At 61.9% G+C, this 24,416-nt stretch carries 21 protein-coding genes; 8 read left to right on the top strand and 13 right to left on the bottom strand.

The features are described from left to right. Positions 1 to 64: 64 nt before the first annotated feature. The 8 genes from sucD to sdhC form a co-directional block, all read right to left on the bottom strand. The gene (sucD, locus tag ACLHZ1_RS10465; RefSeq protein WP_041992280.1) at positions 65 to 937 is read right to left on the bottom strand and encodes a succinate--CoA ligase subunit alpha; all 873 of its coding nucleotides are present in this window, start codon (positions 935 to 937) and stop codon (positions 65 to 67) included. Further along, on the bottom strand, positions 937 to 2,103 hold the full coding sequence (sucC, locus tag ACLHZ1_RS10460; protein ID WP_111872714.1) for an ADP-forming succinate--CoA ligase subunit beta: 1,167 nt from the start codon (positions 2,101 to 2,103) through the stop codon (positions 937 to 939). The genes sucD and sucC overlap by 1 nt, the downstream gene beginning before the upstream one ends. Positions 2,104 to 2,194: 91 nt before the next feature. After that, positions 2,195 to 3,382, bottom strand: coding sequence for a 2-oxoglutarate dehydrogenase complex dihydrolipoyllysine-residue succinyltransferase (odhB, locus tag ACLHZ1_RS10455; RefSeq protein WP_427262044.1), 1,188 nt, complete (start codon positions 3,380 to 3,382; stop codon positions 2,195 to 2,197). A gap of 33 nt (positions 3,383 to 3,415) precedes the next feature. After that, on the bottom strand, positions 3,416 to 6,226 hold the full coding sequence (sucA, locus tag ACLHZ1_RS10450) for a 2-oxoglutarate dehydrogenase E1 component (RefSeq protein ID WP_427262043.1): 2,811 nt from the start codon (positions 6,224 to 6,226) through the stop codon (positions 3,416 to 3,418). Positions 6,227 to 6,351: 125 nt separating this feature from the next. Beyond that, a complete protein-coding gene (locus ACLHZ1_RS10445; protein WP_041992269.1) occupies positions 6,352 to 7,068 on the bottom strand; it encodes a succinate dehydrogenase iron-sulfur subunit in 717 nt (238 codons plus the stop codon). Between the two features lie 17 nt (positions 7,069 to 7,085). Next, positions 7,086 to 8,852, bottom strand: coding sequence for a succinate dehydrogenase flavoprotein subunit (gene sdhA / locus ACLHZ1_RS10440; protein ID WP_408793281.1), 1,767 nt, complete (start codon positions 8,850 to 8,852; stop codon positions 7,086 to 7,088). 1 nt (position 8,853) lies between these two features. After that, positions 8,854 to 9,198, bottom strand: coding sequence for a succinate dehydrogenase, hydrophobic membrane anchor protein (sdhD, locus tag ACLHZ1_RS10435; protein WP_408793280.1), 345 nt, complete (start codon positions 9,196 to 9,198; stop codon positions 8,854 to 8,856). Continuing rightward, positions 9,192 to 9,581 (bottom strand): succinate dehydrogenase cytochrome b556 subunit, encoded by a 390-nt coding sequence (sdhC, locus tag ACLHZ1_RS10430; RefSeq protein ID WP_041992260.1) that lies wholly within the window; start codon positions 9,579 to 9,581, stop codon positions 9,192 to 9,194. The genes sdhD and sdhC overlap by 7 nt, the downstream gene beginning before the upstream one ends. A 433-nt stretch (positions 9,582 to 10,014) precedes the next feature. On the opposite strand from sdhC, the gene ACLHZ1_RS10425 reads away from it, so the two are divergent. Together ACLHZ1_RS10425 and ACLHZ1_RS10420 are read left to right on the top strand one after the other, a co-directional pair. After that, positions 10,015 to 11,301, top strand: a complete 1,287-nt coding sequence (locus ACLHZ1_RS10425) for a citrate synthase (protein WP_427262042.1) — start codon at positions 10,015 to 10,017, stop codon at positions 11,299 to 11,301. 98 nt (positions 11,302 to 11,399) lie between these two features. Beyond that, positions 11,400 to 11,717 (top strand): DUF4377 domain-containing protein, encoded by a 318-nt coding sequence (locus ACLHZ1_RS10420; RefSeq protein ID WP_427262041.1) that lies wholly within the window; start codon positions 11,400 to 11,402, stop codon positions 11,715 to 11,717. Between the two features lie 67 nt (positions 11,718 to 11,784). On the opposite strand, the gene fbp is transcribed toward ACLHZ1_RS10420, so the two are convergent. Next, positions 11,785 to 12,813, bottom strand: a complete 1,029-nt coding sequence (gene fbp / locus ACLHZ1_RS10415) for a class 1 fructose-bisphosphatase (protein ID WP_427262040.1) — start codon at positions 12,811 to 12,813, stop codon at positions 11,785 to 11,787. Positions 12,814 to 13,202: 389 nt separating this feature from the next. Between fbp and ACLHZ1_RS10410 the strand changes: the two genes are divergently transcribed. Next, positions 13,203 to 14,819: a peptide ABC transporter substrate-binding protein gene (locus tag ACLHZ1_RS10410; protein WP_427262039.1), complete on the top strand. Its 1,617-nt coding sequence runs from the start codon at positions 13,203 to 13,205 to the stop codon at positions 14,817 to 14,819. A gap of 164 nt (positions 14,820 to 14,983) precedes the next feature. On the opposite strand, the gene ACLHZ1_RS10405 is transcribed toward ACLHZ1_RS10410, so the two are convergent. Together ACLHZ1_RS10405 and sixA are read right to left on the bottom strand one after the other, a co-directional pair. Next, positions 14,984 to 15,190, bottom strand: a complete 207-nt coding sequence (locus ACLHZ1_RS10405) for a DUF1107 domain-containing protein (protein WP_408793275.1) — start codon at positions 15,188 to 15,190, stop codon at positions 14,984 to 14,986. Positions 15,191 to 15,306: 116 nt separating this feature from the next. After that, the gene (gene sixA / locus ACLHZ1_RS10400; protein ID WP_041992242.1) at positions 15,307 to 15,786 is read right to left on the bottom strand and encodes a phosphohistidine phosphatase SixA; all 480 of its coding nucleotides are present in this window, start codon (positions 15,784 to 15,786) and stop codon (positions 15,307 to 15,309) included. Between the two features lie 168 nt (positions 15,787 to 15,954). On the opposite strand from sixA, the gene ACLHZ1_RS10395 reads away from it, so the two are divergent. Then, positions 15,955 to 18,729 carry an insulinase family protein gene (locus tag ACLHZ1_RS10395; protein WP_427262038.1) on the top strand — a complete coding sequence of 925 codons (2,775 nt, stop codon included), beginning with the start codon at positions 15,955 to 15,957 and terminating at the stop codon, positions 18,727 to 18,729. A gap of 392 nt (positions 18,730 to 19,121) precedes the next feature. On the opposite strand, the gene ACLHZ1_RS10390 is transcribed toward ACLHZ1_RS10395, so the two are convergent. Both ACLHZ1_RS10390 and ACLHZ1_RS10385 read right to left on the bottom strand, forming a co-directional pair. Continuing rightward, a complete protein-coding gene (locus ACLHZ1_RS10390) occupies positions 19,122 to 19,772 on the bottom strand; it encodes a thiopurine S-methyltransferase (RefSeq protein WP_427262071.1) in 651 nt (216 codons plus the stop codon). Between the two features lie 140 nt (positions 19,773 to 19,912). Continuing rightward, positions 19,913 to 21,277, bottom strand: coding sequence for a leucine-rich repeat-containing protein kinase family protein (locus tag ACLHZ1_RS10385; RefSeq protein WP_427262037.1), 1,365 nt, complete (start codon positions 21,275 to 21,277; stop codon positions 19,913 to 19,915). 259 nt (positions 21,278 to 21,536) lie between these two features. On the opposite strand from ACLHZ1_RS10385, the gene ACLHZ1_RS10380 reads away from it, so the two are divergent. The 4 genes from ACLHZ1_RS10380 (at position 21,537) to ACLHZ1_RS10365 (ending at position 24,407) form a co-directional block, all read left to right on the top strand. Further along, positions 21,537 to 22,067 carry a MarR family winged helix-turn-helix transcriptional regulator gene (locus ACLHZ1_RS10380; RefSeq protein ID WP_427262036.1) on the top strand — a complete coding sequence of 177 codons (531 nt, stop codon included), beginning with the start codon at positions 21,537 to 21,539 and terminating at the stop codon, positions 22,065 to 22,067. Further along, positions 22,064 to 22,846, top strand: a complete 783-nt coding sequence (locus ACLHZ1_RS10375) for a DNA alkylation repair protein (protein ID WP_427262035.1) — start codon at positions 22,064 to 22,066, stop codon at positions 22,844 to 22,846. The genes ACLHZ1_RS10380 and ACLHZ1_RS10375 overlap by 4 nt, the downstream gene beginning before the upstream one ends. After that, positions 22,843 to 23,217 carry a DUF6616 family protein gene (locus ACLHZ1_RS10370; RefSeq protein ID WP_427262034.1) on the top strand — a complete coding sequence of 125 codons (375 nt, stop codon included), beginning with the start codon at positions 22,843 to 22,845 and terminating at the stop codon, positions 23,215 to 23,217. Before ACLHZ1_RS10375 ends, ACLHZ1_RS10370 begins: the two co-directional genes overlap by 4 nt. Before the next feature lie 398 nt (positions 23,218 to 23,615). After that, positions 23,616 to 24,407, top strand: coding sequence for an SDR family oxidoreductase (locus ACLHZ1_RS10365; protein WP_427262033.1), 792 nt, complete (start codon positions 23,616 to 23,618; stop codon positions 24,405 to 24,407). The last annotated feature ends 9 nt before the right edge of the window (positions 24,408 to 24,416 follow it).

The raw sequence follows: 24,416 nt of genomic DNA, 5'->3' as shown, positions 1-24,416 counted from the left end.
GTCCAATAAATGGGGTTCACTTCAATCGGACGGCATTTTTATCAGAGATAACAGGCTGAATAACTTACCAGCCGGTCACTTCCCGCAGGGCCTTGCCGATATCGGCCAGGGAGCGCACGGTTTTCACGCCGGCATCTTCCAGGGCGGCAAATTTCTCTGCTGCCGTGCCTTTACCACCGGCGATGATGGCGCCAGCATGGCCCATGCGCTTGCCCGGAGGCGCGGTGACGCCCGCGATGTAGGAGACCACCGGCTTGGTGACGTTGGCCTTGATGTAGGCCGCCGCTTCTTCCTCGGCGTTGCCGCCGATCTCGCCGATCATCACGATGGCTTCGGTCTGCGGGTCGTTCTGGAACATCTCCAGGATGTCGATGAAGTTGGAACCCGGGATGGGGTCACCACCGATACCGACGCAGGTGGACTGGCCGAAGCCCTCGTCCGTGGTCTGCTTGACCGCTTCGTAGGTCAGGGTGCCGGAGCGCGACACGATGCCCACCTTGCCGGGCTGGTGGATGTGGCCGGGCATGATGCCGATCTTGCACTCACCCGGGGTAATGACGCCCGGGCAGTTGGGGCCAATCATGCGCACGCCGGTTTCCTGCAGCTTCACCTTGACGTCCAGCATGTCCAGGGTCGGGATGCCTTCGGTGATGGTGACGATGAGCTGGATGCCGGCATCGATCGCCTCCAGGATGGCGTCCTTGCAGAAGGGTGCCGGGACATAGATGACGGAGGCGGTGGCGCCGGTGGCTTCCACGGCGTCACGCACCGTGTTGAACACCGGCAGGCCCAGGTGGGTGGTGCCACCCTTGCCAGGCGACACGCCGCCGACCATCTGGGTACCGTAAGCAATGGCCTGTTCGGAGTGGAAGGTACCCTGACCGCCGGTGAAGCCCTGGCAGATCACCTTGGTATCTTTGTTGATCAGAACGCTCATTATTTGGCCTCCGCTGCTTTAACCACTTGCTGAGCTGCGTCAGTCAGACTCTTGGCGGCGATGATGTTGAGGCCGCTCTCGGCCAGTTTCTGGGCACCCAGGTCGGCATTGTTGCCTTCCAGACGCACCACCACGGGCACCTTGACCCCCACTTCCTTCACGGCACCTATGATGCCTTCCGCGATCATGTCGCAGCGCACTATGCCGCCGAAGATGTTGACCAGCACGGCCTGCACCTTGGTGTCGGAGAGGATGATCTTGAACGCCTCGGTCACTCGCTCCTTGGTGGCGCCGCCGCCGACGTCCAGGAAGTTGGCAGGCGAGCCGCCGTGCAGGTTGACGATGTCCATGGTACCCATGGCCAGACCCGCGCCGTTGACCATGCATCCGATGTTGCCATCCAGCGCCACATAGTTCAGCTCCCACTGGGCGGCATGCGCCTCGCGGGGGTCATCCTGGGAGGGATCGTGCATCTCGCGCAGCTTGGGCTGGCGGTACATGGCGTTGGCATCGATGTTGATCTTTCCATCCAGGCAATGCAGGTTGCCCTTGTCGGTGATGACCAGGGGGTTGATCTCCAGCAGGGCGAAGTCGCAATCCTGGAACATCTTGCCCAGACCCATGAAGATCTTGGTGAACTGCTTGATCTGATCGCCGACCAGACCCAGCTTGAAGGCCAGCTCGCGGGCCTGATAGGCCTGGGGGCCCACCAGGGGATCGATGGCGGCCTTGTGGATCAGGTGCGGCGTCTCTTCGGCGACTTTCTCGATCTCGACACCACCTTCGGTGGAGGCCATGAAGACCACGCGGCGGCTGCTGCGATCGACCACGGCGCCGAGATACAGCTCCTTGGCGATGTCGGTGCAGGATTCCACCAGGATCTTGGTGACCGGCTGGCCGTTGGCGTCGGTCTGGTAGGTGACCAGGTTCTTGCCAAGCCAGTTCTGGGCGAAGGCACGGATCTCGTCCTTGCTCTTGGCCAGCTTGACGCCGCCCGCCTTGCCGCGGCCGCCGGCGTGCACCTGGCACTTGACGACCCACATGTTGCCGCCAATCTTGTCTGCCGCTTCGGCAGCTTCTTGCGGGGTTGCGCAGGCATAACCTTCGGAGACCGGCAGGCCATACTGGGCAAACAGCTGTTTTGCCTGATATTCATGCAAATTCATGATGTTCTATCCGTGTTGTCGTTATATCCGTTGGGGTGTTTCTCAATGCCCCTGCGATAGGGGCCCGGACAGGCCCCTATATTCTTGGTGATCAGACGTCCAGCAGCAGACGGGTCGGATCTTCCAGCAGCTCCTTGATGGAGACTAGGAAGCCGACCGACTCGCGACCGTCGATGATGCGGTGATCGTAGGAGAGCGCCAGGTACATCATCGGCAGGATTTCCACCTTGCCGTCCACCGCCATGGGTCTGTCCTGGATCTTGTGCATCCCCAGGATGGCGCTTTGCGGCGGGTTGATGATGGGAGTGGACATCAGGGAGCCGAACACGCCACCGTTGGTGATGGTGAAGTTGCCGCCGGTCAGTTCGTCCACGGTCAGCTTGCCGTCACGGCCCTTGCCCGCCAGCTCCTTGATGGCCTTCTCGATGTCCGCCAGGCTCATGCTGTCACAGTCGCGCAGTACCGGGGTCACCAGGCCGCGGGGAGTGGAGACGGCGATGCTGACGTCGAAGTAGTTGTGGTAGACGATGTCATCACCGTCGAGCGCCGCGTTCACTTCCGGGTAGCGCTTCAAGGATTCGACCACGGCCTTGACGTAGAAGGACATGAAGCCGAGCTTGATGCCGTGCTTCTTCTCGAAGATCTCGCCGTACTGCTTGCGCAGCTTCATGATGGGCGCCATGTTGATCTCGTTGAAAGTGGTCAGCATGGCGGTGGTGTTCTTGGCCTCCAGCAGACGTTCGGCGATGCGCTTGCGCAGACGAGTCATGGGCACACGCTTCTCGGTGCGACCTGCCAGGGGAGCGATCGGCGCAGCCGGGGCTGCCGCAACCGGGGCGGCGGCTGGCTTGTTGCCACCCTTGAGGAAGGCTTCCACGTCTTCCTTGGTGACGCGACCGCCCTTGCCGGTGCCGGTCAGTTTGGCCACGTCGATGGCATGCTCGGCCACCAGGCGGCGCACCGAGGGGCTCAGATCATCGGCCGCGCCACTCTCGGCGGCGGCGTCAACCGGCTTCTCCTTGGTCTCTTCGCCCGCGACCGGAGCGGCCTTGAGCATGGCGATCAGCTGGCGGGAGAGCACGGTGGCGCCTTCGGCCTGCAGAATGTCACCCAGGATGCCCGCTTCCGGCGCCGGCACTTCCAGTACGACCTTGTCGGTCTCGATGTCGACCAGCACTTCGTCACGGGCAACCAGATCCCCCGGCTGCTTGTGCCAGGTCGCGATGGTGGCGTCGGCCACTGATTCCGGCAGGTCCGGTACCTTGATCTCGATAGTCATGTAATCAGTTCCTTGTTACTTCTTGTTCAGGGCTTAGGCCAGAGTAAGGGCGTCTTCCACCAGGGCTTTCTGCTGCTTGGCGTGGACGGACATGTAACCGACCGCGGGTGAGGCGGAGGCCGAACGACCGGCATAACGCAGGGTGGCACCGGCAGGCAGGACCCCATCATAGTGATGGCGGGTGCAATACCAGGCCCCCTGGTTCTGCGGCTCTTCCTGACACCAGACGAAATCGGTGACATGGGCATAATCGGCCAGAATGGCGCGCACTTCCGCCTCGGGGAAGGGGTAGAGCTGCTCAATGCGCACCAGGGCCACGTCTTGCTGCTCGGCCTTGCGACGGGCATCGAGCAGGTCGTAGTAGACCTTGCCGGAGCAGAACACCACCCGCTTGACCCCTTTGGGATCCAGGGCGTCGATCTCGCCGATGGCATTCTGGAAGGTGCCTTGTGCCAGCTCGTCGAGCTTGCTCACCGCCAGCGGGTGGCGCAGCAGGGATTTCGGCGACATCACGATGAGCGGACGACGCATGGGGCGCACCACCTGGCGACGCAGCATGTGATAGACCTGGGCCGGGGTGGAGGGCACGCACACCTGCATGTTGTGTTCGGCGCACATCTGCAGATAGCGCTCCAGACGGGCGGAGGAGTGCTCCGGACCCTGTCCCTCGTAGCCGTGGGGCAGCAGCATGGTCAGGCCGCACATCCGGCCCCACTTCTGCTCGCCGGAGGAGAGGAACTGGTCGATCACCACCTGGGCACCGTTGGCGAAGTCACCGAACTGGGCTTCCCAGATGGTGAGGCCGGCGGGCTCGGCGCTGGCGTAACCATATTCGAACGCCAGTACCGCCTCTTCGGAGAGCACGGAGTCATAGACTTCGAACGGCCCCTGGTTCTCGTGAATGTTGCACAGCGGGGTGTAGGTGCTGGCATCGTTCTGGTTGTGCAGCACGGCGTGGCGGTGGAAGAAGGTGCCGCGACCGGAATCCTGCCCCGTGATACGGATGCGGGCGCCCTTGTCCACCAGGGTGGCGTAGGCCAGGGTCTCGGCGAAGCCCCAGTCCAGCAGCTTGTCGCCGGCGGCCATCAGGCGACGGTCTTCGTAGATCTTCTGCACCTGACGCTGCAGCACATGGGAGGCCGGGTACTGGCTGACACGCTCGCCCAGGGCCTTGAGCTGCTCCATGGGCAGGCTGGCGTCATAGTGCATGGCCCAGTCGTGACCGAGATAAGGGGTCCAGTCCACGGAGTGCAGCTCCATGGGGCGCCACTCCTTGACCACCCGCTCCCCCTTGTCCAGGGCGTCGCGGTATTCGTTGACCTGGGCGGTGGCCAGCTCCTGGCTGATGCTGCCTTCGGCGACCAGCTGATCGGCGTAGATCTTGCGCGGCGTCGGATGCTGCTTGATTTTCTGGTACATCAAGGGCTGGGTAGCGCTCGGCTCGTCGGCCTCGTTGTGGCCATGACGACGGTAGCAGACCAGCTCGATCACCACGTCGCGCTTGAAGGTGTTGCGGTAATCCAGGGCGATCTGGGTGACCAGCACCACGGCTTCCGGGTCGTCGCCGTTGACGTGCAGCACGGGGGCCTGCACCGCCTTGGCGATGTCGGTGCAATATTCGGTGGAGCGCACGTCACGCATGTTGGAGGTGGTGAAGCCCACCTGGTTGTTGATGACGATGCGCACCGTCCCGCCCACGCCATAGGCACGGGTCTGGGACATGTTGAAGGTCTCCGCCACCACACCCTGACCGGCGATGGCCGAATCACCGTGGATGGTGATGGGCAGGACGCTGGAGCCATCCTTGTCGCCGCGTCGATCCATACGGGCACGCACGGAGCCGATGACCACCGGGTTGACGATTTCGAGGTGAGAGGGGTTGAAGGCGAGCGCCAGGTGGACGTTGCCGCCCGGGGTGGCGAAGTCGGAGGAGAAGCCCATGTGGTACTTCACGTCCCCTGTGCCCCAGGATTCGCCATGCTTGCCGGCGAACTCGTCGAACAGATCCTGGGCGCGCTTGCCGAGCACGTTGATCAGCACGTTGAGGCGACCGCGGTGGGCCATGCCGATGACGGCCTCCTTGCAGCCCTGCTCACCGGCGCGGCGGATAAGCTCCTTGAGCATGGGCACCATGGCATCGCCCCCTTCCAGGGAGAAGCGCTTGGCGCCGGGGAACTTGGCCCCCAGGTATTTTTCCAGCCCTTCGGCGGCGGTCAGGTTCTCGAGGAAGCGGGTCTTCTCTTCCAGGGTATAGGTCCCCTTCCCTTCGATGGACTCGAGTCTGTCTTGCAGCCAGCGCTTCTCCTCGGTGGAGGTGAGGTGCATGTAGTCGGCGCCTATGCTGCCGCAATAGGTCTTCTTCAGCGAGGTAACGATATCGGAGAGCACCATGGTCTCGCGACCGATGGCGTAGGAGCCCACATTGAAGGTGGCCTCCATGTCTGCGCCCTGCAGGTTGTGGAAGGCCGGGTCGAGCTCGGCAACGGTTTCACGGGCCCAGAGACCGAGGGGATCCAGCTTGGCATTCTGGTGACCGCGGAAACGGAAGGCGTTGATCAGTTGCAACACGCGCACCTGCTTCGCATCCACCTGGGGATCGGAGACGGGGGCACTGAATCGGGAGGGGTCCTTGGCCAGACGACGGAAATAATCGCGGACCTGGGAGTGGGGTTGTTCTACCGCGTGACCATTGACCTGGGGCAGTTCAGCAAAGATGCTGCGCCACTCCTCGGCAACGGAATCGGGATCGTCCAGAAAGGATTCGTACAAATCCTCTATATAGCTTGCATTCGCACCAGCCAGGTGAGATGACTCCAACCAGGCCTTCATCACGCCGTTATGCATGTCTATCCCTTGTACTTCTTGTCACTGCCACGAAGCAGCTTTGTCGGGGTTAAACGGCCACCCTTCCAGGGGTCGAGTGGCCATCCAGAGGTCGGGCCCCTGCCCTTGCGGCGAGGCCCTGGGTATTACACAGCCCGGTTGAGCAGCATCGACTTGATATGGCCGATGGCCTTGGTCGGGTTGAGGCCCTTCGGACAGACGCTCACACAGTTCATGATGCCGTGGCAACGGAAGACGCTGAAGGCGTCGTCCAGGTTGCCCAGACGCTCAGTGGTGGCGCTGTCGCGGCTGTCAGCCAGCCAGCGATAGGCGGCGAGCAGACCGGCGGGGCCGATGAACTTGTCCGGGTTCCACCAGAAGGAGGGGCAAGAGGTCGAGCAGCAGGCACAGAGGATACATTCGTACAGGCCGTCGAGCTTGGCACGCTCTTCAGGGGATTGCAGGTGCTCACGCACGGGCGGCAATTTTTCGTCGTTGATGAGGAAGGGCTTGACCTTCTCCCACTGGGTGTAGAACTGGGTCATGTCGATCACCAGGTCCCGGATCACCGGCAGGCCGGGCAAGGGGCGGATGACCACCTTGTTGCCCTTCTTCAGCAGGTCGGAGAGCGGGGTGATGCAGGCAAGACCGTTCTTGCCATTCATGTTGATCCCGTCCGAGCCACAGACCCCTTCACGGCAGGAGCGACGGAAGGCGAGCGTGGGATCCAGCTCTTTGAGCTGGATCAGCGCATCGAGCACCATCATGTCGGAACCTTCAGGAATATCAAGACGATAATCCTTCATATGTGGGGCGTTATCAACGTCCGGGTTATAGCGATATACCGAGAATGTGACGTTCATTGTGCTTTGCTCCGCAATCAGTAAGTCCGGACCTTGGGCGGGAATGCCTCACGGGTCTTGGGTGACATGTTGACCGCGCGACGGGTCATGGACTCGGTGTCCGGGTGATAGAGGCTGTGGCACAACCAGCTATCGTCGTCACGCTCCGGGAAGTCGAAGCGGCTGTGGGCGCCCCGGCTCTCGGTACGGAAGTTGGCCGCCACCGCGGTGGCAAACGCCGTCTCCATCAGGTTGTCCAGCTCCAGGCACTCGATGCGCTGGGTGTTGAACTCCTTGGAGGTGTCGTCCAGACGGGCGTTTTTCAGGCGCTCGCGGATGAGTTTCAGCTCGGCCAGCCCTTCGGCCATGGCGTCACCTTCACGGAACACGGAGAAGTTGTTCTGCATGCAGCGTTGCAGGTCGCGGCGGATCTGGGCCGGGTCTTCACCGTCACGGGTGTTTTCCCAGCGATTGAAACGGGCCAGGGCGGCATCGATGTCCCCTTCGGAGGCGGCGCGGCCATGCTCCATCTCCCCCAGGGTGTTGACCAGGTGCATGCCGGCGGCACGACCGAACACCACCAGATCCAGCAGGGAGTTGCCGCCGAGGCGGTTGGCGCCGTGCACGGAGACGCAGGCGATTTCCCCCACCGCGAACAGGCCGACCACGGGGACGTCGTTGCCGTCTTTATCCTGGGTCAGGCACTGGCCATTCACGTTGGTCGGCACGCCGCCCATCATGTAGTGGCAGGTCGGGATGATGGGGATGGGCTCCTTGACCGGATCCACGTGGGCGAAGGTGCGAGAGAGCTCGCAGATGCCCGGCAGACGGGATTCCAGCACCTCCTTGCCCAGGTGATCCAGCTTGAGCTTGATGTGCGGGCCCCAGGGACCGTCGCAGCCACGGCCTTCGCGGATCTCGATCATGATGGAGCGCGCCACCACGTCGCGACCGGCCAGATCCTTGGCGTTGGGAGCATAACGCTCCATGAAGCGCTCGCCGTCCTTGTTGAGCAGATAACCGCCCTCACCACGACAGCCTTCGGTCACCAGCACCCCTGCCCCGGCGATGCCGGTGGGGTGGAACTGCCAGAATTCCATGTCCTGCACGCCCACACCGGCGCGCAGCGCCATGCCGACACCGTCACCGGTGTTGATGTGGGCGTTGGTGGTGGACTGGTAGATGCGACCGGCGCCGCCGGTGGCGAGCACCGTGGCCTTGGCCTTGAAGTAGACGACTTCGCCGCTCTCCATGTCGATGGCGGTACAGCCAACGACGTGGCCATCCTGGTTCTTCACCAGATCCAGGGCATACCACTCGGAGAAGACGGTGGTCTTGCTCTTGACGTTTTGCTGATACAGGGTGTGCAGCAGGGCGTGACCGGTACGGTCGGCCGCCGCGGCGGTACGCGCCGCCTGCTCACCGCCAAAATCCTTGGACTGGCCGCCGAACGGACGCTGATAGACGCGGCCGTTGTCGAAGCGGGAGAAGGGCAAGCCCATGTTCTCCAGCTCATAGACGGCTTCCGGGCCCGTCTTGCACATGTATTCAATCGCTTCCTGGTCGCCGATGTAATCGGAACCCTTGACGGTGTCGTACATGTGCCACTGCCAGTTGTCATCGTGGGCATTGCCCAGGGCGACCGTGATCCCGCCCTGGGCGGACACGGTATGGGAGCGGGTCGGAAACACCTTGGACAGCAGAGCACAGCTCTTGCCGGATTGGGCAATCTGCAGTGCGGCGCGCATGCCGGCGCCACCGGCACCGATCACCACTGCATCAAATTCACGAGTTGGAATAGTCACCTTATACACCCCACAGCACGACGAAACCCGTCATCAGATAGACAAACAAGACCACGACCAGGGCAAATTGCAGAGAGCCCCGTACGGCAACCGGCTTGATATAGTCGGTCAGCACCTGCCACAGGCCGATCCAGGCGTGGATCAGCACACAGAAGAGCGCCAACAGGGTGAACACCTTGGTAAAGGTCTTGGCGAAGAAGCCGACCCATACCTCGTAGGTGATGTCGTTGAAGGCGATGAAACCCACCAGATAGAGGGTGTAGAACGTCATGATGAGGGCGGTGGCACGGATCAGGATGTAATCGTGAACGCCGCTGCGCCCGAAGGTTGCAGAATTGGTTACCATACCAGTACTCCCGCCAATACCGCCAAGACACCGGTGATCACGAAGGCCACGCGGGCACTCTGTGAGCCGGACTCCAGCTCTTCCCAATAGCCCATGTCCATGATCAGGTGACGAATACCACCAACAATGTGGTACGCGAGCGCCGTCAGGATCCCCCAGAACACGAGTTTGACCAGGATGTTGTCCAGGATGGACATGACAGTGTCGAACCCCTCGGGAGAGGAAAGGGAAGTACCAAGCATCCACAGCAAGATGGAAAGCGCCACAAAGGTGATCACCCCTGAGACACGATGCAAGATGGAAGCGATGGCGGTGACAGGAAAGCTGATAGTCTGTAGGTCGAGGTTTACAGGTCTCTGTTTATTTTTCACGGCTTTGCCCACTCAGCTCCATTGAGCACGTTAGTTATTGTTTTCACAAACTATTGAGGGCACGGAGTGGCATTTGTTAGGATTTTGTTACCAAAACAACTCAGGAAAGCCAAAAACAACATTTTCAATATCACATCCGGCTTTGCGAAAGCGTTTCAAACACCGACAGCCATCACCCACGAGGCGCAGTATATCGGCGGCCTTAACCAATGACAATCAAATAGCTACAAAGAAAACCCAAAACCGTAAACCAGATCTCACATCTTGTTTAACAGGTCATTAATGATCATTCAGCAAAATTGACAAGGGGGGGGATCTCTGGTTCAAATAAGGCGATCCAGCCGACCCTTTAGGGATGAAGGGTGAGAAACCTTTTTGCCTGAGTCATGATTCTCGTAATAGAGTACGACTGGAACTAATTATAAAAGAGCAAAGGAGACGTGCTATGGCTGATAAAATAGCCACCCTACACCTACCCGGAAAAGAGCCGGTCGAACTACCGATCCTGTCGGGGACCGTCGGACCCGACGTGATCGATGTCAGAAAACTGGGCGCTCAAGGTTATTTCACCTTCGACCCTGGTTTTATGGCCACAGGTTCTTGCAAATCCTCCATCACCTACATAGATGGCGATCAGGGTGTCTTGCTGCACCGTGGTTACCCCATTGCCGAGCTGGCCACCCAGGCAAGCTATCTGGAAGTCTGCTACATCCTGCTCTACGGCGAGGCCCCCACCAAGGCCCAGTACGCCGAATTCGAGCGTCTGGTCACCCGCCACACCATGGTGCACGAGCAGATCGCCTTCTTCTTCCGCGGCTTCCGTCGTGACTCCCACCCCATGGCCATCATGTGCGGTGTGGTCAGCGCCCTGTCCGCCTTCTATCACGATGCCCTCGACATCAACAACGAAGAGCATCGCGAGATCTGCGCCTTCCGTCTGCTCTCCAAGATGCCGACCCTGGCCGCCATGTGTTACAAATACTCCATCGGCCAGCCCTTCATGCAGCCGCGTAACGCCCTCTCCTATGCCGGCAACTTCCTGCACATGATGTTTGGCGTGCCGACCGAAGAGTACAAGGTCAACCCCATCGTCGAGCGGGCCATGGATCGCATCTTCACCCTGCATGCGGATCACGAGCAGAACGCCTCCACCTCCACCGTGCGTCTGGCCGGCTCCTCCGGTGCCAACCCGTTTGCCTGTATCGCCGCCGGGATCGCCTCCCTGTGGGGACCGGCTCATGGCGGCGCCAACGAAGCCTGCCTCAAGATGCTCGAAGAGATAGGCTCGGTGGATCGCATTCCCGAGTACATCGCCAAGGCAAAGGACAAGAACGATCCGTTCCGTCTCATGGGTTTCGGTCACCGGGTCTACAAGAACCACGACCCTCGTGCCACCGTGATGCGCGAAACCTGCCACGAGGTACTGAGCGAGCTGCAGATCAAGGATCCGCTGCTGGATGTGGCCATGGAGCTGGAGCGCATCGCGCTGTCCGATGCCTACTTTGTCGAAAAGAAACTCTACCCCAACGTGGACTTCTACTCCGGTATCATCATGAAGGCCATCGGCATCCCCGTCTCCATGTTCACCGTGATCTTCGCCATCTCCCGCACCATCGGCTGGATTGCCCACTGGAACGAAATGCACTCGGATCCGGATCAGAAGATCGGTCGCCCGCGTCAGCTCTACACGGGTCAACCGCAACGGGAATTCACTCCGCTCGATCAGCGCTGATGCACTGAGTCGATACGCTGTGTTACCAAGGCGGTCATTGACCGCCTTTTTCTTTCGCGTTTTAATCCTCGTTTGAATTCGTCAACGAGGCCCATCCCATGAAATTTCCCCTTGCCGCTGCCGCCCTGGTACTGGCTGGCTGCCAACCGGCCCCCGCCCCGGCGGGCGACACCCTCTTTATCAACGCCCAGCTGGTGCCCTGCACCGGTGTAGGTCCCATGCAGTGCATGGAAGTCAAGGAGAGCAAGGATCAGGACTGGACGCTGTTTTACAACCAAATTCAAGGCTTTACCTTCGAACCTGGTTACCTGTATGAGCTGAAGATTGCCAAGCATCCGGTGGAAAATCCCCCCGCCGACGCCCCCAGCATTCGCTACGAGCTGCTGGAGCTGGTGAGCAAACAAGCGGCCAAATGAGCCGTGAGTGCAGAGAAAAAGGCCGCTTGCGCGGCCTTTTTGCTTTTTGTCGGAAGGTGACCAGGTCTTAATCCTTCACCTCTTCATGACCGGAAAACTCGCGCATGAAGCCCTCGGCCCGCTCCACCATCCGGGTTGAGCCCACGAAATAGGGGGTGCGCTGATGCAGGGCGGTCGGCTGTATGTCCATGATGCGACGGAAACCGTCAGAGGCCTTGCCCCCCGCCTGCTCCACCAGGAAGGCCATGGGGTTGCACTCGTAAAGCAGACGCAGCTTGCCGTTCGGGGAGTTGGTACCGGACGGATAGATGTAGATGCCGCCCTTGAGCAGGTTGCGGTGAAAATCCGAGACCAGGGAGCCGATATAGCGGGAGGTATAGGGCCTGTGGGTCGCCTCATCAAGCTCCTGGCAATATTTCAGGTACTTCTTCACCCCATCCGGGAACTTGATGTAGTTGCCCTCGTTGATGGAGTAGATCTTGCCTTCCTCCGGGATGCGGATGTTCTCGTGGGAGAGGCAGAAGCAGCCGATGGAGGGATCATAGGTGAAACCGTTGACCCCAAACCCTGTGGTATACACCAGCATGGTGGAGGAGCCGTAGACCACGTAGCCGGCGGCGACCTGGCGATGGCCCGGCTGCAGGAAGTCATCCAGACGCACCGGCGAGCCCGGTTCGCTCACCCGGCGATAGATGGAGAATATGGTGCCGACCGAGACGTTGACGTCGATGTTGGAGGAGCCATCCAGGGGATCTATCAGCACCACATACTTGGAGTGAGCCGAGAGCGCCGAATCGAAGGCGACGAAGTCCTCCTCCTCCTCGGAGGCCATGCCACACACCTCACCACGGGCCTCCAGGGCCGCCTTGAAGCGTTCGTTGGCATAGACATCCAGCTTCTGCTGCTCTTCACCCTGCACATTTGCGGCACCAACCGAGCCCATGATGTCGGCCAGGCCTGCCTTGTTGATCTCCCGGTTGACCACCTTGGCAGCGAGGCGAATGGAGCTGAGCAAGGAGCTGAGTTCGCCGGTTGCGGTCGGATAGTCCGCCTGTTTTTTGACGATGTACTCACCCAGGGTGATCATGTTCTTCATGGTGTTTCCTTTGAGCATTTCCGTTGGCGTTGAAAACGTTTGCATGGCGGCGCAAAAAAAGAGCCGAGCGCGGCATCATTGTTATGTAACCCAATGTAACGTTGAAAATTTGTTTTTGCAGCGAATTAACTCGTTGAATTTCTGTTCAAAAAAGTCACCTCCATGGTCATTCATCCCTTGATGTGTCGAGTTTGCCCCGAGATTTCGAGAAGTTAATTCGCTTCGATAAACTACCGGCAGGCATGCCCTCCCCACCTTCACCTCACCATGGCGCCCTCCCCTATCGATGCCCGCCTCTCCCGGGCCAGAGGGACTCGCTCTTGAGCTTTCCTTGCGGATACAGCACACTGGGATCGCTTTGGAAGCATACAAAAACATAAGGATATTCAATGAAGAAGACCCTCATCGCCGGGGCCGTGCTGGCCCTGTTCGCGCTGCCCGCCCTGGCAGCACAGGTACCACCCGGCACCACATTGCTCCCCGCCGAGCAACAGACCTTTATTCGCAACATAGGGGCTGAGCCCGCCTCCATCGATCCCCAGCTGGTGGAGGAGAGTTCGGGCAGCGAGATAGTGAACGATCTGTTCGAGGGCCTCTATACCGTGGATGGGGATGGCAAGCTGCAACCGGCCGGGGCCATCGGCTATGAGGTGGATGCCAGCGGCACCCTCTACACCTTCACCCTCAGGCCCGACGCCAGATGGTCCAATGGCGAGCCGGTGACGGCGGCGGATTATGTCTATGGTTGGCAGCGGGCGGCGGATCCCAAGACGGCATCGAATTATGCCTGGTTCATCGAGCTGACCGGGGTCACCGGCGCCAGCGAGGTGCTGGCAGGAAAGGCCAGCCCGGATACCCTCGGCATCAAGGCCCTCGATGACCACACCCTGCAGATCCGCCTCAAGGCCCCCGTCCCCTTCTTCCTCAAGACCCTCTCCCACTACACTACCTTCCCGGCGCCACGGGCGACCATCGCCAAATTTGGCCAGGAGTGGGTCAAACCGGGCAATATCGTTTCGAACGGTGCCTATGTGCTCAAGGAGTGGACCCCCAACGAGCGCCTGGTGGCAGAGCGCAACGTCCATTACTGGGACAATGCCAATACGGTGATCAACAAGGTGCTCTATCTGGAGATAGTGGCCGACACCGCCGCCTACAATCGCTACCGGGCCGGCAGCCTGCACTACACCAGCTATCCCCTGGAGCAATACGCCGTCTTGAAGAAATCGGCGCCGGACGAGCTGCTCAACGTGCCGCTGCTGGCCAGCTATTACTATGTGTTCAACACCCAGCGCAAACCCTTCGACGATCCCAGGGTGCGCAAGGCGCTCTCCCTCGCCATCGACCGCGACACCATCACAGGCAAGATCCTGGGTCAGGGGCAGATCTCGGCCTACAGCTTCACACCGCCCATCGTCGATGGCTTCGAGCTCAAGCCCTCCCGCAGCCAGCAGATGAGCAAGGAGCAGCGTATCCAGGAAGCCAAGGCGCTGCTGGCCGAGGCTGGCTATGGTCCGGACAAGCCCCTCAGCGTGGATATCCTCTACAACACCAACGAAGGCCACAAGAAGATAGCCCTGGCCATCTCCTCCATGTGGAAACACAACCTGGGGGTGAAATCCGAACTCAACAACATGGAGTGGAAGACCATGGTCTCCGCCCTCAACGAGGGGGACTTCGGGGTGAGCCGCTACTCCTGGAACGGCGACTACAACGACGCCTCCACCTTCCTCGACATCATGACCTCCAGCAGCTCGGCCAACAGCGGCAAGTGGGTCAACAAGGAGTATGACGCCCTGCTCGCCAGGGCCCATGACGCCCAGAGCCCGGCCGAGCGCAACCGGCTCTATCAGGCGGCAGAGCAGATCCTCGATCAGGAGGCCCCCATCGCCCCCGTCTACTTCTATGTGAAATCCCGACTGCTCAAGCCCTTCGTGAAGGGCTACCCCTATCACAATCCCCAGGATCTGGTCTATTCCAAGGACATGTACCTGATCGCCCAATAAGGCCCGACGGCGGCTCCTGATATCAGACGGCCCCATCGCGGGGCCGTTTTTTGCATGAGAGGACGGGTGCAAGGGCTCATTGAGGCAAATCGCAGGGGCTGAAACAATCAGACCCTCCGAAGAGGGTCTGGGGCACGGCATGGCGGCAACGCGGGATGGCGCCGTTACGCCGCATCCATGTGCAGGCGACCTATCAGGGCGTTGACCTCGAGCACCGTCTGACGGTGAGGCAGATCGGCCTGGCTCGGCATCAGCAGCAGCCCGGACTGAAAGTCGAAGCGACCGCGACCATGGATATAAATGCGCCCCTTGAAGAAGGTCTTGACATGCTTTGCCACCATCAGCGGCAGGTATTTTTTAAATACTCTCATCGTTGTAACCTCTTGCCATTGTCCCCGTATGACAGCAGTTTCTGCGAAACGGTTCCCTGAAAACTGGATATTCATCTACAAACAACAAGGTCAAACATTAAAAAAGCTGAATGTTATCAGATTGTTTCAATGGGTATTGTATGAGGTCCCGTCAGCCAGAGCAAGTTGCCTTTGCCCTGCTGCCACTCGATGCAGGCCAGACCCGAGGTGGCGAACATGGGCGCCCCCGCCGCCGGGCTCAGCATCTGCACCAGATAGCCCACCAGGGGCAGGTGACTGACCATGAGGATGCTGTCGTGCTGATCGGCCAGGGCGGTGAGATAGCTGGCCACCAAGGCCGGATCGCCGTAAGGGGTGATCTCCGCACTCTCCTCGACCCGACTCGGGGTCGGCAGCACCTGGCTGATCCCCTGCCAGGTCTGCCGCGCCCGCAGGTAGTTGCTGTGGATCACCAATCCCAGGCCATTGTCCAACTGAGGAGCGAGCCAGCGCGCCATATGCAACGATTCTGCCACCCCCTGTTCGGTCAAGGGACGCTGTTCATCGGTTTTCGCATTCATGCCAGCCTGGCCATGACGCATGATGTAAATCTTCATTCCCACCTCACCCTGTCGGGCCTGTTTGGACGTTGACGGCGGGGCGATCTTACCTTGACCCGCACGGGGAAACAATTGCGCGACCTCTCAGAAAAGGGTTTGCCCAACCGGGAACCGAGGTCGATAATCATCTTTAAATTCAAATAAATCCAACATGAGTCAACGCCTATGAGCCCCTATGCCAGCCCAAATGACCACAGGCAGTATCACTACCTCACGCTGGCCAACCGGCTCAAGGTGCTCCTCATTTGTGACCCTGAGACCGACAAATCGGCGGCTTCGCTGGCGGTCAATACCGGCCATTTCGACGATCCAGTCGATCGCCAGGGCATGGCCCATTTCCTCGAGCATATGCTGTTTCTCGGCACCCGCACCTTTCCCAAGCCCGGCGAATACCAGCAGTTCATGAATCGTCACGGCGGCAGCAACAATGCCTGGACAGGCACCGAGTTCACCAACTTCTTCTTCGATATCGACAACGCCTACTTCGAGCAGGGGCTGGCCCGGTTCGCCCAGTTCTTCATCTGCCCGACCCTGGCGCCCGAATGGGTCGACAAGGAGCGCAACGCGGTCGATTCCGAGTATCGCCTCAAGCTGATGGACGACGTGCGCCGCAGCTATCAGGTGCACAAGGAGACGGTCAATCCGGCCCACCCCTTCGCCAAGTTCTCGGTCGGCAATCTCGATACCCTGGCGGATCTGCCGGGACGCAGCCTGCATGGCGACCTCGTAGCTTTCTACGAGCGTCACTACAGCGCGGATCGCATGGCGCTGGTGATGCTGTCACCTGAGTCTATTGCGACCCAATTAACCTGGTGTGAACACTTCTTCGGCCCCATCGTCGATCGCAATCTGGGGGAGCCCACCCTGACGGCGCCCCTCTACCGACAGGAGGAGCTGGGGCTGCGCATCGATCTGGTGCCGGTCAAGGAGAGCCGCCGACTGAGCCTGACCTTCCCGCTGCCGCCGGTCGATGCCTATTACGATCGAAAGCCCCTCACCTTCCTCAGTCACCTCATCGGCTATGAGGGCAATGGCAGCCTGCTCTCCCTGCTCAAGGAGAAGGGATGGGTCAATCAGCTGGCCGCCGGTGGGGGCGTGAGCGGCAGCAACTTCAAGGACTTTGGCATCAACTTCGGCCTGACCCCGGCAGGGGTCGACCATGTGGACGAGATCATCGGTCTGCTGTTTGGCTATCTCAAGCTGATCCAGCGCCAAGGGCTCTCCCCCTGGCGCTACGTGGAGAAGCAGCAGGTGCTCGAGTCGGCGTTTCGCTTCCAGGAGCGGGGCAAGGCCCAGGACACGGTGGCGGGCCTGGTGCTCAACCTCTTTCTCTATCGCCCGGAGGATCTGCTCTACGGCGACTACATGATGCGCGAGTATGACGAGGCCCTGATCGCGCGCCTGCTCGCCAAGCTGATCCCCCACAACCTGAGGGTCACCCTGGTCGCCCCCGGGCTGGCCACGGACTGCCTCGCCCGCTGGTATCAGACCCCCTACAAGGTGAGCCCCATCCCGGAGGCCAGCAAGATCCGCTGGCAACAGTGCGAGCCCGATGGGGCCCTGGCCCTGCCCGAGCCCAACCCCTTCATCGCCAGCCGCCTGGAGCCCAGGGCGCCCGCCATCGCCGCCGACCAGCCCGCCTGCCTGATAGACAGGCCCGGCTTTCGGCTCTGGCACCTCCATGAGCACCAGTTCAAGGTGCCCAAGGGCAACCTCTACATCGCCATCGACAGCGAGCATGCGGTCAAGAGTCCGCGCCACATCGCCATGGCCCGGCTCGCGGTGGAGCTGCTTAGCGATCACCTCAACGCCCTCACCTACCCGGCCGAGCTCGCCGGCCTCGGCTATCAGATGTATGCCCATCAGGGGGGCTTCACCATCACCCTGAGCGGCTTTGCCGACAAGCAGGCGTTGCTGCTGGACATGATCCTCGGCAACCGCACCCTGGGCTATCCGGATCCGGCCCGCTTCGATGCCATCAAGCAGCAGCTCATTCGCAACTGGGAGAACCAGGCCAAGACCCGCCCCATCAACCAGCTGTTCAACCAGCTCACCAGCCTGCTGCAACCCAACAACCCGCCCTTCGAGCAGTTGCTGCGCCACCTGCGCGGCGTCGAGATTGGCGAGATGCCGGCCTTCGTCGCCCAGCTGTTCAAGGAGGTGCACGTGGAGACCCTGGTGCACGGCGACTGGCAGGAGAGCGAGGCCCTGGCCCTGGCCGCCTTGCTCGAGCGCCATCTCGCCCCCTACAGCCAGCCGGGCAGCGAGACCCGACGCCCCCTGCTCTCCATCCAGGACAGAGGCACCCTCATTCGCCAACACGGCTGCGAACACGAAGACTCGGCGCTCCTGGTCTACTACCAGTCCCGTACCACCAGGGCGCGGGATCTCGCCTGCTTCACCCTGGCCAACCACATCATGTCCTCCACCTTCTTCCACGAGCTGCGCACCCGCCAGCAGCTCGGTTACGTGGTGGGGGCCGGCAACCTGCCCCTCAATCGCCATCCTGGCCTCATCTTCTATATCCAGTCGCCGGTGGCTGGGCCCCAGGTGCTGCTCGATGCGGTGGAGGAGTTTATCGACCTCTTCCCCCTGGCCATGCTCGAATTCAGCGAGCAGCAGTGGCAGGAGAGCAAGGCGGGCCTGCAGGCCCAGCTGAGCGAGCGGGATGCCAACCTGCGCAGCCGCGGCCAGCGACTCTGGGTCAGCATTGGCAACAAGGATCTGGGGTTTGATCAGCGCGAGAGGGTCTGCGAGGAGGTGGGCAGGCTCAGCCGCGCCGATCTGGTGCGCTTCGTCATGGCGCTGCGCTCACGGACCTCGGACAGGCTGATCCTCTGCAGCTATGGCCAGGGCCATGAACACGACGAGCGGATCACCGGCCAGATCATCGACGACACAGGGGCATTTCGCCTCACCGCTCAGCCCTTCGAGGGCTGATGCGCCCCAAAGAAAAAGCCGGCCAAAGAGGCCGGCTGGAAATACCACCATAAAGACGACAAGTGCCGCCAAACGTGAACATGAGCGTGAAAATCAGACACTGGACGGCACGCGACCGGGTCGATGCCAGCAGTGATTGAGAAACGCCTTCATCTTACCCCCTCCCGGCAGAGGCCGGTTGATCTACATCAAAAGAGGTAACAAAGAGTCAACGCCCTGCCCGTTTGCCGATCGGGATCCCCCTTCCATCTCCTATCAGACATAACTCCAAGCCAGGACCAAGGCGCAGCCCGTTCAGCGGTTTCCACCTCGGCCCAGCCCATTCAGGCAAGCGCGAGCAAAGCACCAGAGCGCGGCCCCTTGGCTCAGCACTTCCCTCCAGCCCTGACGGATCAGGAGCCCCGGCGGATCAGCCGGTAAGCCACCTCATCGAAATAGGAGAGTTGCCCGGAGATCACCCTGGGGTGATCCAGCTCGGTCGCCCGGCCCAGCACCTCCACGCTAAAGTCGTGCTCAAACAGGGTGCGCACCTCCATCTCCCCCACCGAGAACGGCGGCTGTTGCTGCTGCTCGGGCTGATATTCCAGGGTCACCAGCAGCACCTGGCCCCCGGCTTCCACCAGGCGGCTCATCTGCGCCGCATACTGGCGGCGCATGGCCGCTGGCAAGGCGATGAGGGCCGCCCTGTCATAGACCAACCGATAACGGCGGCCCAGCTCGGGGGCGGCAAAGAAATCCCCCTGGTAGATGCGCAGGCTGTCGTGCTGGTGGCACCGATAGGGCCCCACCTCGCTCACCTCCTCGGTCAGGCCGTGCTCGCTGAAAAACTGGCTCACCGCCAGGGCCGAGAGCTCGAAGCCATCGACAGGGTGCCCCTGGCCGCGCAGCCAGAGCATGTCCCGGGACTTGCCGCACAGGGGCACCAGCACGGGCTCATCCTGCTGCTGGGCCGACCACCAGGATTGCAGCCAGCGGTTGAAATCTGCCTGATGAAAGCCAATCCGGTTCTCTTCCCACTTCTGATGCCAAAACGCCGCTTCCATCATCATCCTCTCGTCATGTGCAATGGTGGATCACTATCACAACTTCACCGAGGCGGCGCAACCCTTGTCTCCCCTGCCCCGCGGTTTTGCCAGGCAAGGGATTTCAACGGCGACCAGGACCGCAGGAGGCATTGCTGTGATCAGGGAATGGCCTGTGCCAGAGCGCAGGCGGGCTCCGCCGCCACACTGGCCGCCACCGCGTCTATCCGGGCGGCACTCTCTGCAAACGAGGGGCGCTGCAGCACCCCTTGCGAGAGGCAATCCTCAGCCAGTCGATGGAGCTGCTCAAGGGCCTTGCCCTGGGTGGGGCAGCGCGCCAGCAGCTCCGTCAGCAGGCAGCCAAAGGCCCGCACCTCCAGGCGCTCCAGCCTTTTGGCCAGCACCTCATCGGCACGGTCATAGCAGGAGGCGGCGCCAAAGTCCCCGAGCAGCACCCGGCCCGGCTCCTGAACAGAGTGCAGCAGGTTATGGGCATAGAGATCCCCGTGCAGTATGCCTCGCTCGTGCAGATGGCGGGCGGCGCTCGCCACCCCCTGCACCATGGCCATCACCTGGGCCGGGGTGAAAGCCAGATCCGCCGGATAGATATCCCGGGTGCAGGATTTCAGACTCGGGGGCCCCGCCAGGGTGGCGAAGGCGGGGTCTATCAGGGGCATCACCAGGGCCGGGATGCCGGAGGGATGATCGCTCACCCGCCCCATCACCCCGACCAGGTTGGGATGGCGACCGGCGGCCAGGGACACCGCCATCTCGCAGCGAGGCAGACCGTCGCTGGTCATCGCCCCCTTGAACAGCTTGACCGCCACCGCCCGGGTCCCCTCGTCGGAGCGCCACTCTGCGCCGTGGATGACGCCGGACGCGCCTTGCCCCAGTTGCTCCCCCAGGGTCAACGCGGGCCAGGGGATATCGGTGGCGGCCCTCTCGCCAAGCCGGCGCTCCTGCTTGTCGCCAAAGGGGTTGCCCGCGAAGGCCAGCCAGGACAGACGCGGCAAGGCGAGCAGCCACTCGGGCAGTGCCGGCAGGCGGTTGGCGGCGATGCGCAGCAGCTCCAAACGCCGGCAGCTGGCCAGGCTTGCCGGCAGCTCGCACAGACGGTTGCCCGCGAGCATCAGTTTTTGCAGGGCACCGCACTGACCCAGCTCATCGGGCAACCGCTCGATGGCGTTGTCGGTCAGGATCAGCCAGCGCAGCCCCGCCGGTAGCGACGCAGCGGGAACCGTGGCAATCCGGTTGGCCTTAAAGCCCACCATGGTGAGCGCCGGGCAGCGCCCCAGCACCTCGGGCAGCTCGGTGAAGTTGTTCTCGGAGCAAAAGATAATGCGCAGTTTGCTGAACTCGGCCAGCTCGTCAGGCAACTCGCTCAGCTGGTTGCCGGTGAGATCCAGCACCTCCAGGGTCTCCTTGAGGCTCAGGATCTCGGGAGGGAACACCGCGAGGTTTTCAGCAAGTTTGAGGTGGCGGGCGCCGCAGAGTTCGCCTGCTCGCAGCTGTTCCAGGGTATGCATGGGATCGTCTCTATCAAGATTCGGGCTTGCGGTGGCTCACTGCGGGGCGCGCCCCCCAGGCCACAAAGGAGGGGCATTATAGGGAATGACGGCCAAAGATGGCCGATTTTCTTGCACAGCCTTTTCTTGCAGAGCCCCCCATCGCCACACATCTGCGCCCCGTTGCCATCGACCATTCGGGTCGCACTTGTGCATGGTTGATCATTTGGTTGGCGCCATATAGTATGGCGCCATACAAAGTCATTCGAGACTCACCATCATGATCATGCTGGAACAGAAACACCTCGCCCTGCTGGAGGATGCGAAGCGCCGCGGCCACGCGGACACCGACAACATACGAGTCTGCTTTGAGGTGTTGACCCTCGCCGCTGCCATTGATCAGGCGTGCGCGGCGCGCCTGGCTCCCCACCGCCTCTCCGAAGGCAAGTTCGTGCTGCTGTTTTTGCTGCGCGACCTGCCAGAAGGGCTGGCCCCCCACGAGCTTGCCGACAAGGCGGGGGTCACACGGGCCACCATCACCGGCCTGCTCGACGGGTTGCAGCGGGACGGCCTGCTGGCTCGCCACTGCGACAGCCAGGACAGGCGAAAGATCTCGGTGCGCCTGACAGAGCAGGGCCAGGCCCTGGCGCAGCACCTGCTCGATGAGCACAGCCAGTGGATAGGCTCCCTGTTTGCCGGGTTCGATCAGGCAGAGCGAGAGACCCTGAGCGCCCTGCTCAAGCGGGCCTGGCTCAATGTCATCTCATCCCGGGCAGGCTGCACAGAGGCCGCCACAGAGGAGCACCCATGACACGCAGCCGCATCACGGATATCGCCCCCTCACGCCTCGCCCGGCTCAACCAGGGAGAGATCGAGGCAAGCAACCTGACCGAATGCCTGGCGGTGGATTTTGCCGCCCTGATGCAGTGCACCCTGCCTGCGCTCGGGCCCCAGGCGCTGGCGTCGCTGCACGCCGCATCCGGGGAGGGCATTACCCGGCGCATGGCGCTGGCCGCCAGGCTGCTCCTGGCCGAGCACGGCAGGAGGGATCTTGCGGCGCTCAGCCGTCATCACTCCGATACCGTGCGGGGCTGGGCCTGTTTCATGGTGGGCGCGAGCGAGGGGCTGTCGCTCGGTGACCGCCTGGCCCTCATTCGTCCCCTCGCCGATGACCCTCACTTTGGGGTGCGCGAGTGGGCCTGGCTCGCAATGCGCTCGACAATTGCCGCGCAGCTGGAGGTGGCCATTGCCGCCCTGGTGCCCTGGACGGCGGAGCCGTCCGAGCGGCTGCGACGCTTTGCCAGCGAGGCGACCCGGCCCCGCGGCGTCTGGTGCACCCATCTTGCGTCCCTGCGACAAGCGCCGGAGCAGGCCCTGATGCTGCTCGAACCCCTCAGGGCCGATCCCGCCCCCTATGTGCAGGACTCCGTCGCCAACTGGCTGAACGATGCGAGCAAAGATAGGCCACAGTGGGTCATTGACCTCTGCGCGCGCTGGTCTCGCGAAAGCCCCTGCCCCGCGACAACCCGGATTTGTCAACGCGCCCTGCGCACCTTGCGCAAGGGCCAACTCCCCAAGGAACCCCTATGACCCACTATCTGGCAGAGCTCTACACCCCCACTCCCGCCTGGCTGGCACTGAGCCAGACGGCCCGTCAGCAGTTCTTCGAGGCCATTGGCACAGGCATGGCCAACCTCGCAGCCCTCGGGGTGGAGCCCATCGCCCTGGGCGAGACCCATGCCACCACCCTCCATGACGCCCCCCACCCCTTCTTCGCCATCTGGCGCGGGCCGGATGCCGCGGCCATCGAGGCCCTCGTCCAGGGGATAGCCGCATCGGGCTGGCACCACTACTTCGAGACGGTCAACGCAACCGGCGCCGGGGTCTCCCTGGGCGATCACCTCGCACAGTTGGCCGCCCTGCCCTGCGCCGCCACATCCAGCCCCGCCCTGACCCGATAACCCGGAGAGGGGTTACTGCCACCAGGCTTTGCGTCAGTGCCGCCGACACCGGTGGCACTGTTTTCCATGCCCTTGCCTTGCATCCCCAGGTCACCACCACCTGGGAAAGCGGCGCAACAACCCCCCTCCCTTCCCACTCCCTTCCCACTCCCTTCAAAGAACGCTGATATCTCCCGATGCCGTGATGACCCATCGCCGATGGGACAAGTGAGCAAGATCCGGGTCGTCGTGACAAAGGTTCGCAGCCATAGTGCTTTCAAACCAAAAGTGCTTTCGATCCCCCGAGGGTTTGAACCAACAGGGTTTGATCAAGAAACGGGCTCGAACCCATCACTTGTCTGCCAATCCTGCATGAGCGCCGCCACCTGGCGCCATGCACATCTCGCGAGGGAACTGCCATGTCACAACTGTCCAACAAGGTCGCCATCATCACCGGAGCCAGCTCCGGCATCGGCCGCGCCAGTGCCATCCTGTTCGCAAGGGAGGGAGCCAGCGTCGTCGTCGGCGCCCGCCGCCAGCCCGAGCTGGACCTGCTGGTGGAGGAGATCAGGGAATTCGGGGGCCAGGCGGTGAGCTTGGCGGGGGATGTGAAAAGCGAAGCTTACGCCAGCGCCCTGGTGGATCTCGCGGTGGGACGTTTCGGGGGTTTGGATATCGCCTTCAACAACGCCGGCACCACGGGGACGCCGGGCAGCGTGCAGGAGATGGCACTGACCCAGTGGCATGAAACCCTGGATACCAACCTCACCAGCGCCTTTGTGGGGGCCAAGCACCAGATCCCCGCCATGGTGGCGCGCGGGGGCGGATCCCTCATATTTACCTCCACCTTCGTCGGCCATACCCTGGGGCTGCCCGGCATGGCGGCCTATGCGGCGAGCAAGGCGGGCCTCATCGGCCTGACCCAGGTGCTGGCCGCCGAATATGGGGCACAAGGGGTGCGGGTCAACGCCCTGCTGCCGGGGGGCACCGACACCCCCATGGGGCGCGCCTTTACCGATACGCCGGAGAGTCTCGCCTTTGTGCAGCATATGCATGCCCTCAAGCGCCTAGCCCAACCGGAGGAGATCGCCCGCTCGGCCCTCTATCTCGCGTCCGATGCATCCAGCTTTACCACCGGCATTGCCCTGCTGGCCGATGGTGGGGTATCTATTTGTCGCACCCAAGATCCTGCGGCTGCAAACCTATCGTGAGAGCGCCTT

Source organism: Aeromonas sobria (assembly GCF_050266975.1).
GTDB lineage: Bacteria > Pseudomonadota > Gammaproteobacteria > Enterobacterales > Aeromonadaceae > Aeromonas > Aeromonas sobria_B.
Note: the sequence above shows the minus strand (reverse complement) of the source record. Positions and strands in the feature narration are given on the sequence as shown.

Excerpts from the sequence above, each read along its gene's own strand:
- sucD (WP_041992280.1), bottom strand. The coding sequence starts at position 937 with ATGAGCGTTCTGATCAACAAAGATACCAAGGTGATCTGCCAGGGCTTC.
- sucC (WP_111872714.1), bottom strand. The coding sequence starts at position 2,103 with ATGAATTTGCATGAATATCAGGCAAAACAGCTGTTTGCCCAGTATGGC.
- odhB (WP_427262044.1), bottom strand. The coding sequence starts at position 3,382 with ATGACTATCGAGATCAAGGTACCGGACCTGCCGGAATCAGTGGCCGAC.
- sucA (WP_427262043.1), bottom strand. The coding sequence starts at position 6,226 with ATGCATAACGGCGTGATGAAGGCCTGGTTGGAGTCATCTCACCTGGCT.
- ACLHZ1_RS10445 (WP_041992269.1), bottom strand. The coding sequence starts at position 7,068 with ATGAACGTCACATTCTCGGTATATCGCTATAACCCGGACGTTGATAAC.
- sdhD (WP_408793280.1), bottom strand. The coding sequence starts at position 9,198 with ATGGTAACCAATTCTGCAACCTTCGGGCGCAGCGGCGTTCACGATTAC.
- ACLHZ1_RS10425 (WP_427262042.1), top strand. The coding sequence starts at position 10,015 with ATGGCTGATAAAATAGCCACCCTACACCTACCCGGAAAAGAGCCGGTC.
- ACLHZ1_RS10420 (WP_427262041.1), top strand. The coding sequence starts at position 11,400 with ATGAAATTTCCCCTTGCCGCTGCCGCCCTGGTACTGGCTGGCTGCCAA.
- fbp (WP_427262040.1), bottom strand. The coding sequence starts at position 12,813 with ATGAAGAACATGATCACCCTGGGTGAGTACATCGTCAAAAAACAGGCG.
- ACLHZ1_RS10410 (WP_427262039.1), top strand. The coding sequence starts at position 13,203 with ATGAAGAAGACCCTCATCGCCGGGGCCGTGCTGGCCCTGTTCGCGCTG.
- ACLHZ1_RS10405 (WP_408793275.1), bottom strand. The coding sequence starts at position 15,190 with ATGAGAGTATTTAAAAAATACCTGCCGCTGATGGTGGCAAAGCATGTC.
- sixA (WP_041992242.1), bottom strand. The coding sequence starts at position 15,786 with ATGAAGATTTACATCATGCGTCATGGCCAGGCTGGCATGAATGCGAAA.
- ACLHZ1_RS10395 (WP_427262038.1), top strand. The coding sequence starts at position 15,955 with ATGAGCCCCTATGCCAGCCCAAATGACCACAGGCAGTATCACTACCTC.
- ACLHZ1_RS10390 (WP_427262071.1), bottom strand. The coding sequence starts at position 19,772 with ATGGAAGCGGCGTTTTGGCATCAGAAGTGGGAAGAGAACCGGATTGGC.
- ACLHZ1_RS10385 (WP_427262037.1), bottom strand. The coding sequence starts at position 21,277 with ATGCATACCCTGGAACAGCTGCGAGCAGGCGAACTCTGCGGCGCCCGC.
- ACLHZ1_RS10380 (WP_427262036.1), top strand. The coding sequence starts at position 21,537 with ATGATCATGCTGGAACAGAAACACCTCGCCCTGCTGGAGGATGCGAAG.
- ACLHZ1_RS10375 (WP_427262035.1), top strand. The coding sequence starts at position 22,064 with ATGACACGCAGCCGCATCACGGATATCGCCCCCTCACGCCTCGCCCGG.
- ACLHZ1_RS10370 (WP_427262034.1), top strand. The coding sequence starts at position 22,843 with ATGACCCACTATCTGGCAGAGCTCTACACCCCCACTCCCGCCTGGCTG.
- ACLHZ1_RS10365 (WP_427262033.1), top strand. The coding sequence starts at position 23,616 with ATGTCACAACTGTCCAACAAGGTCGCCATCATCACCGGAGCCAGCTCC.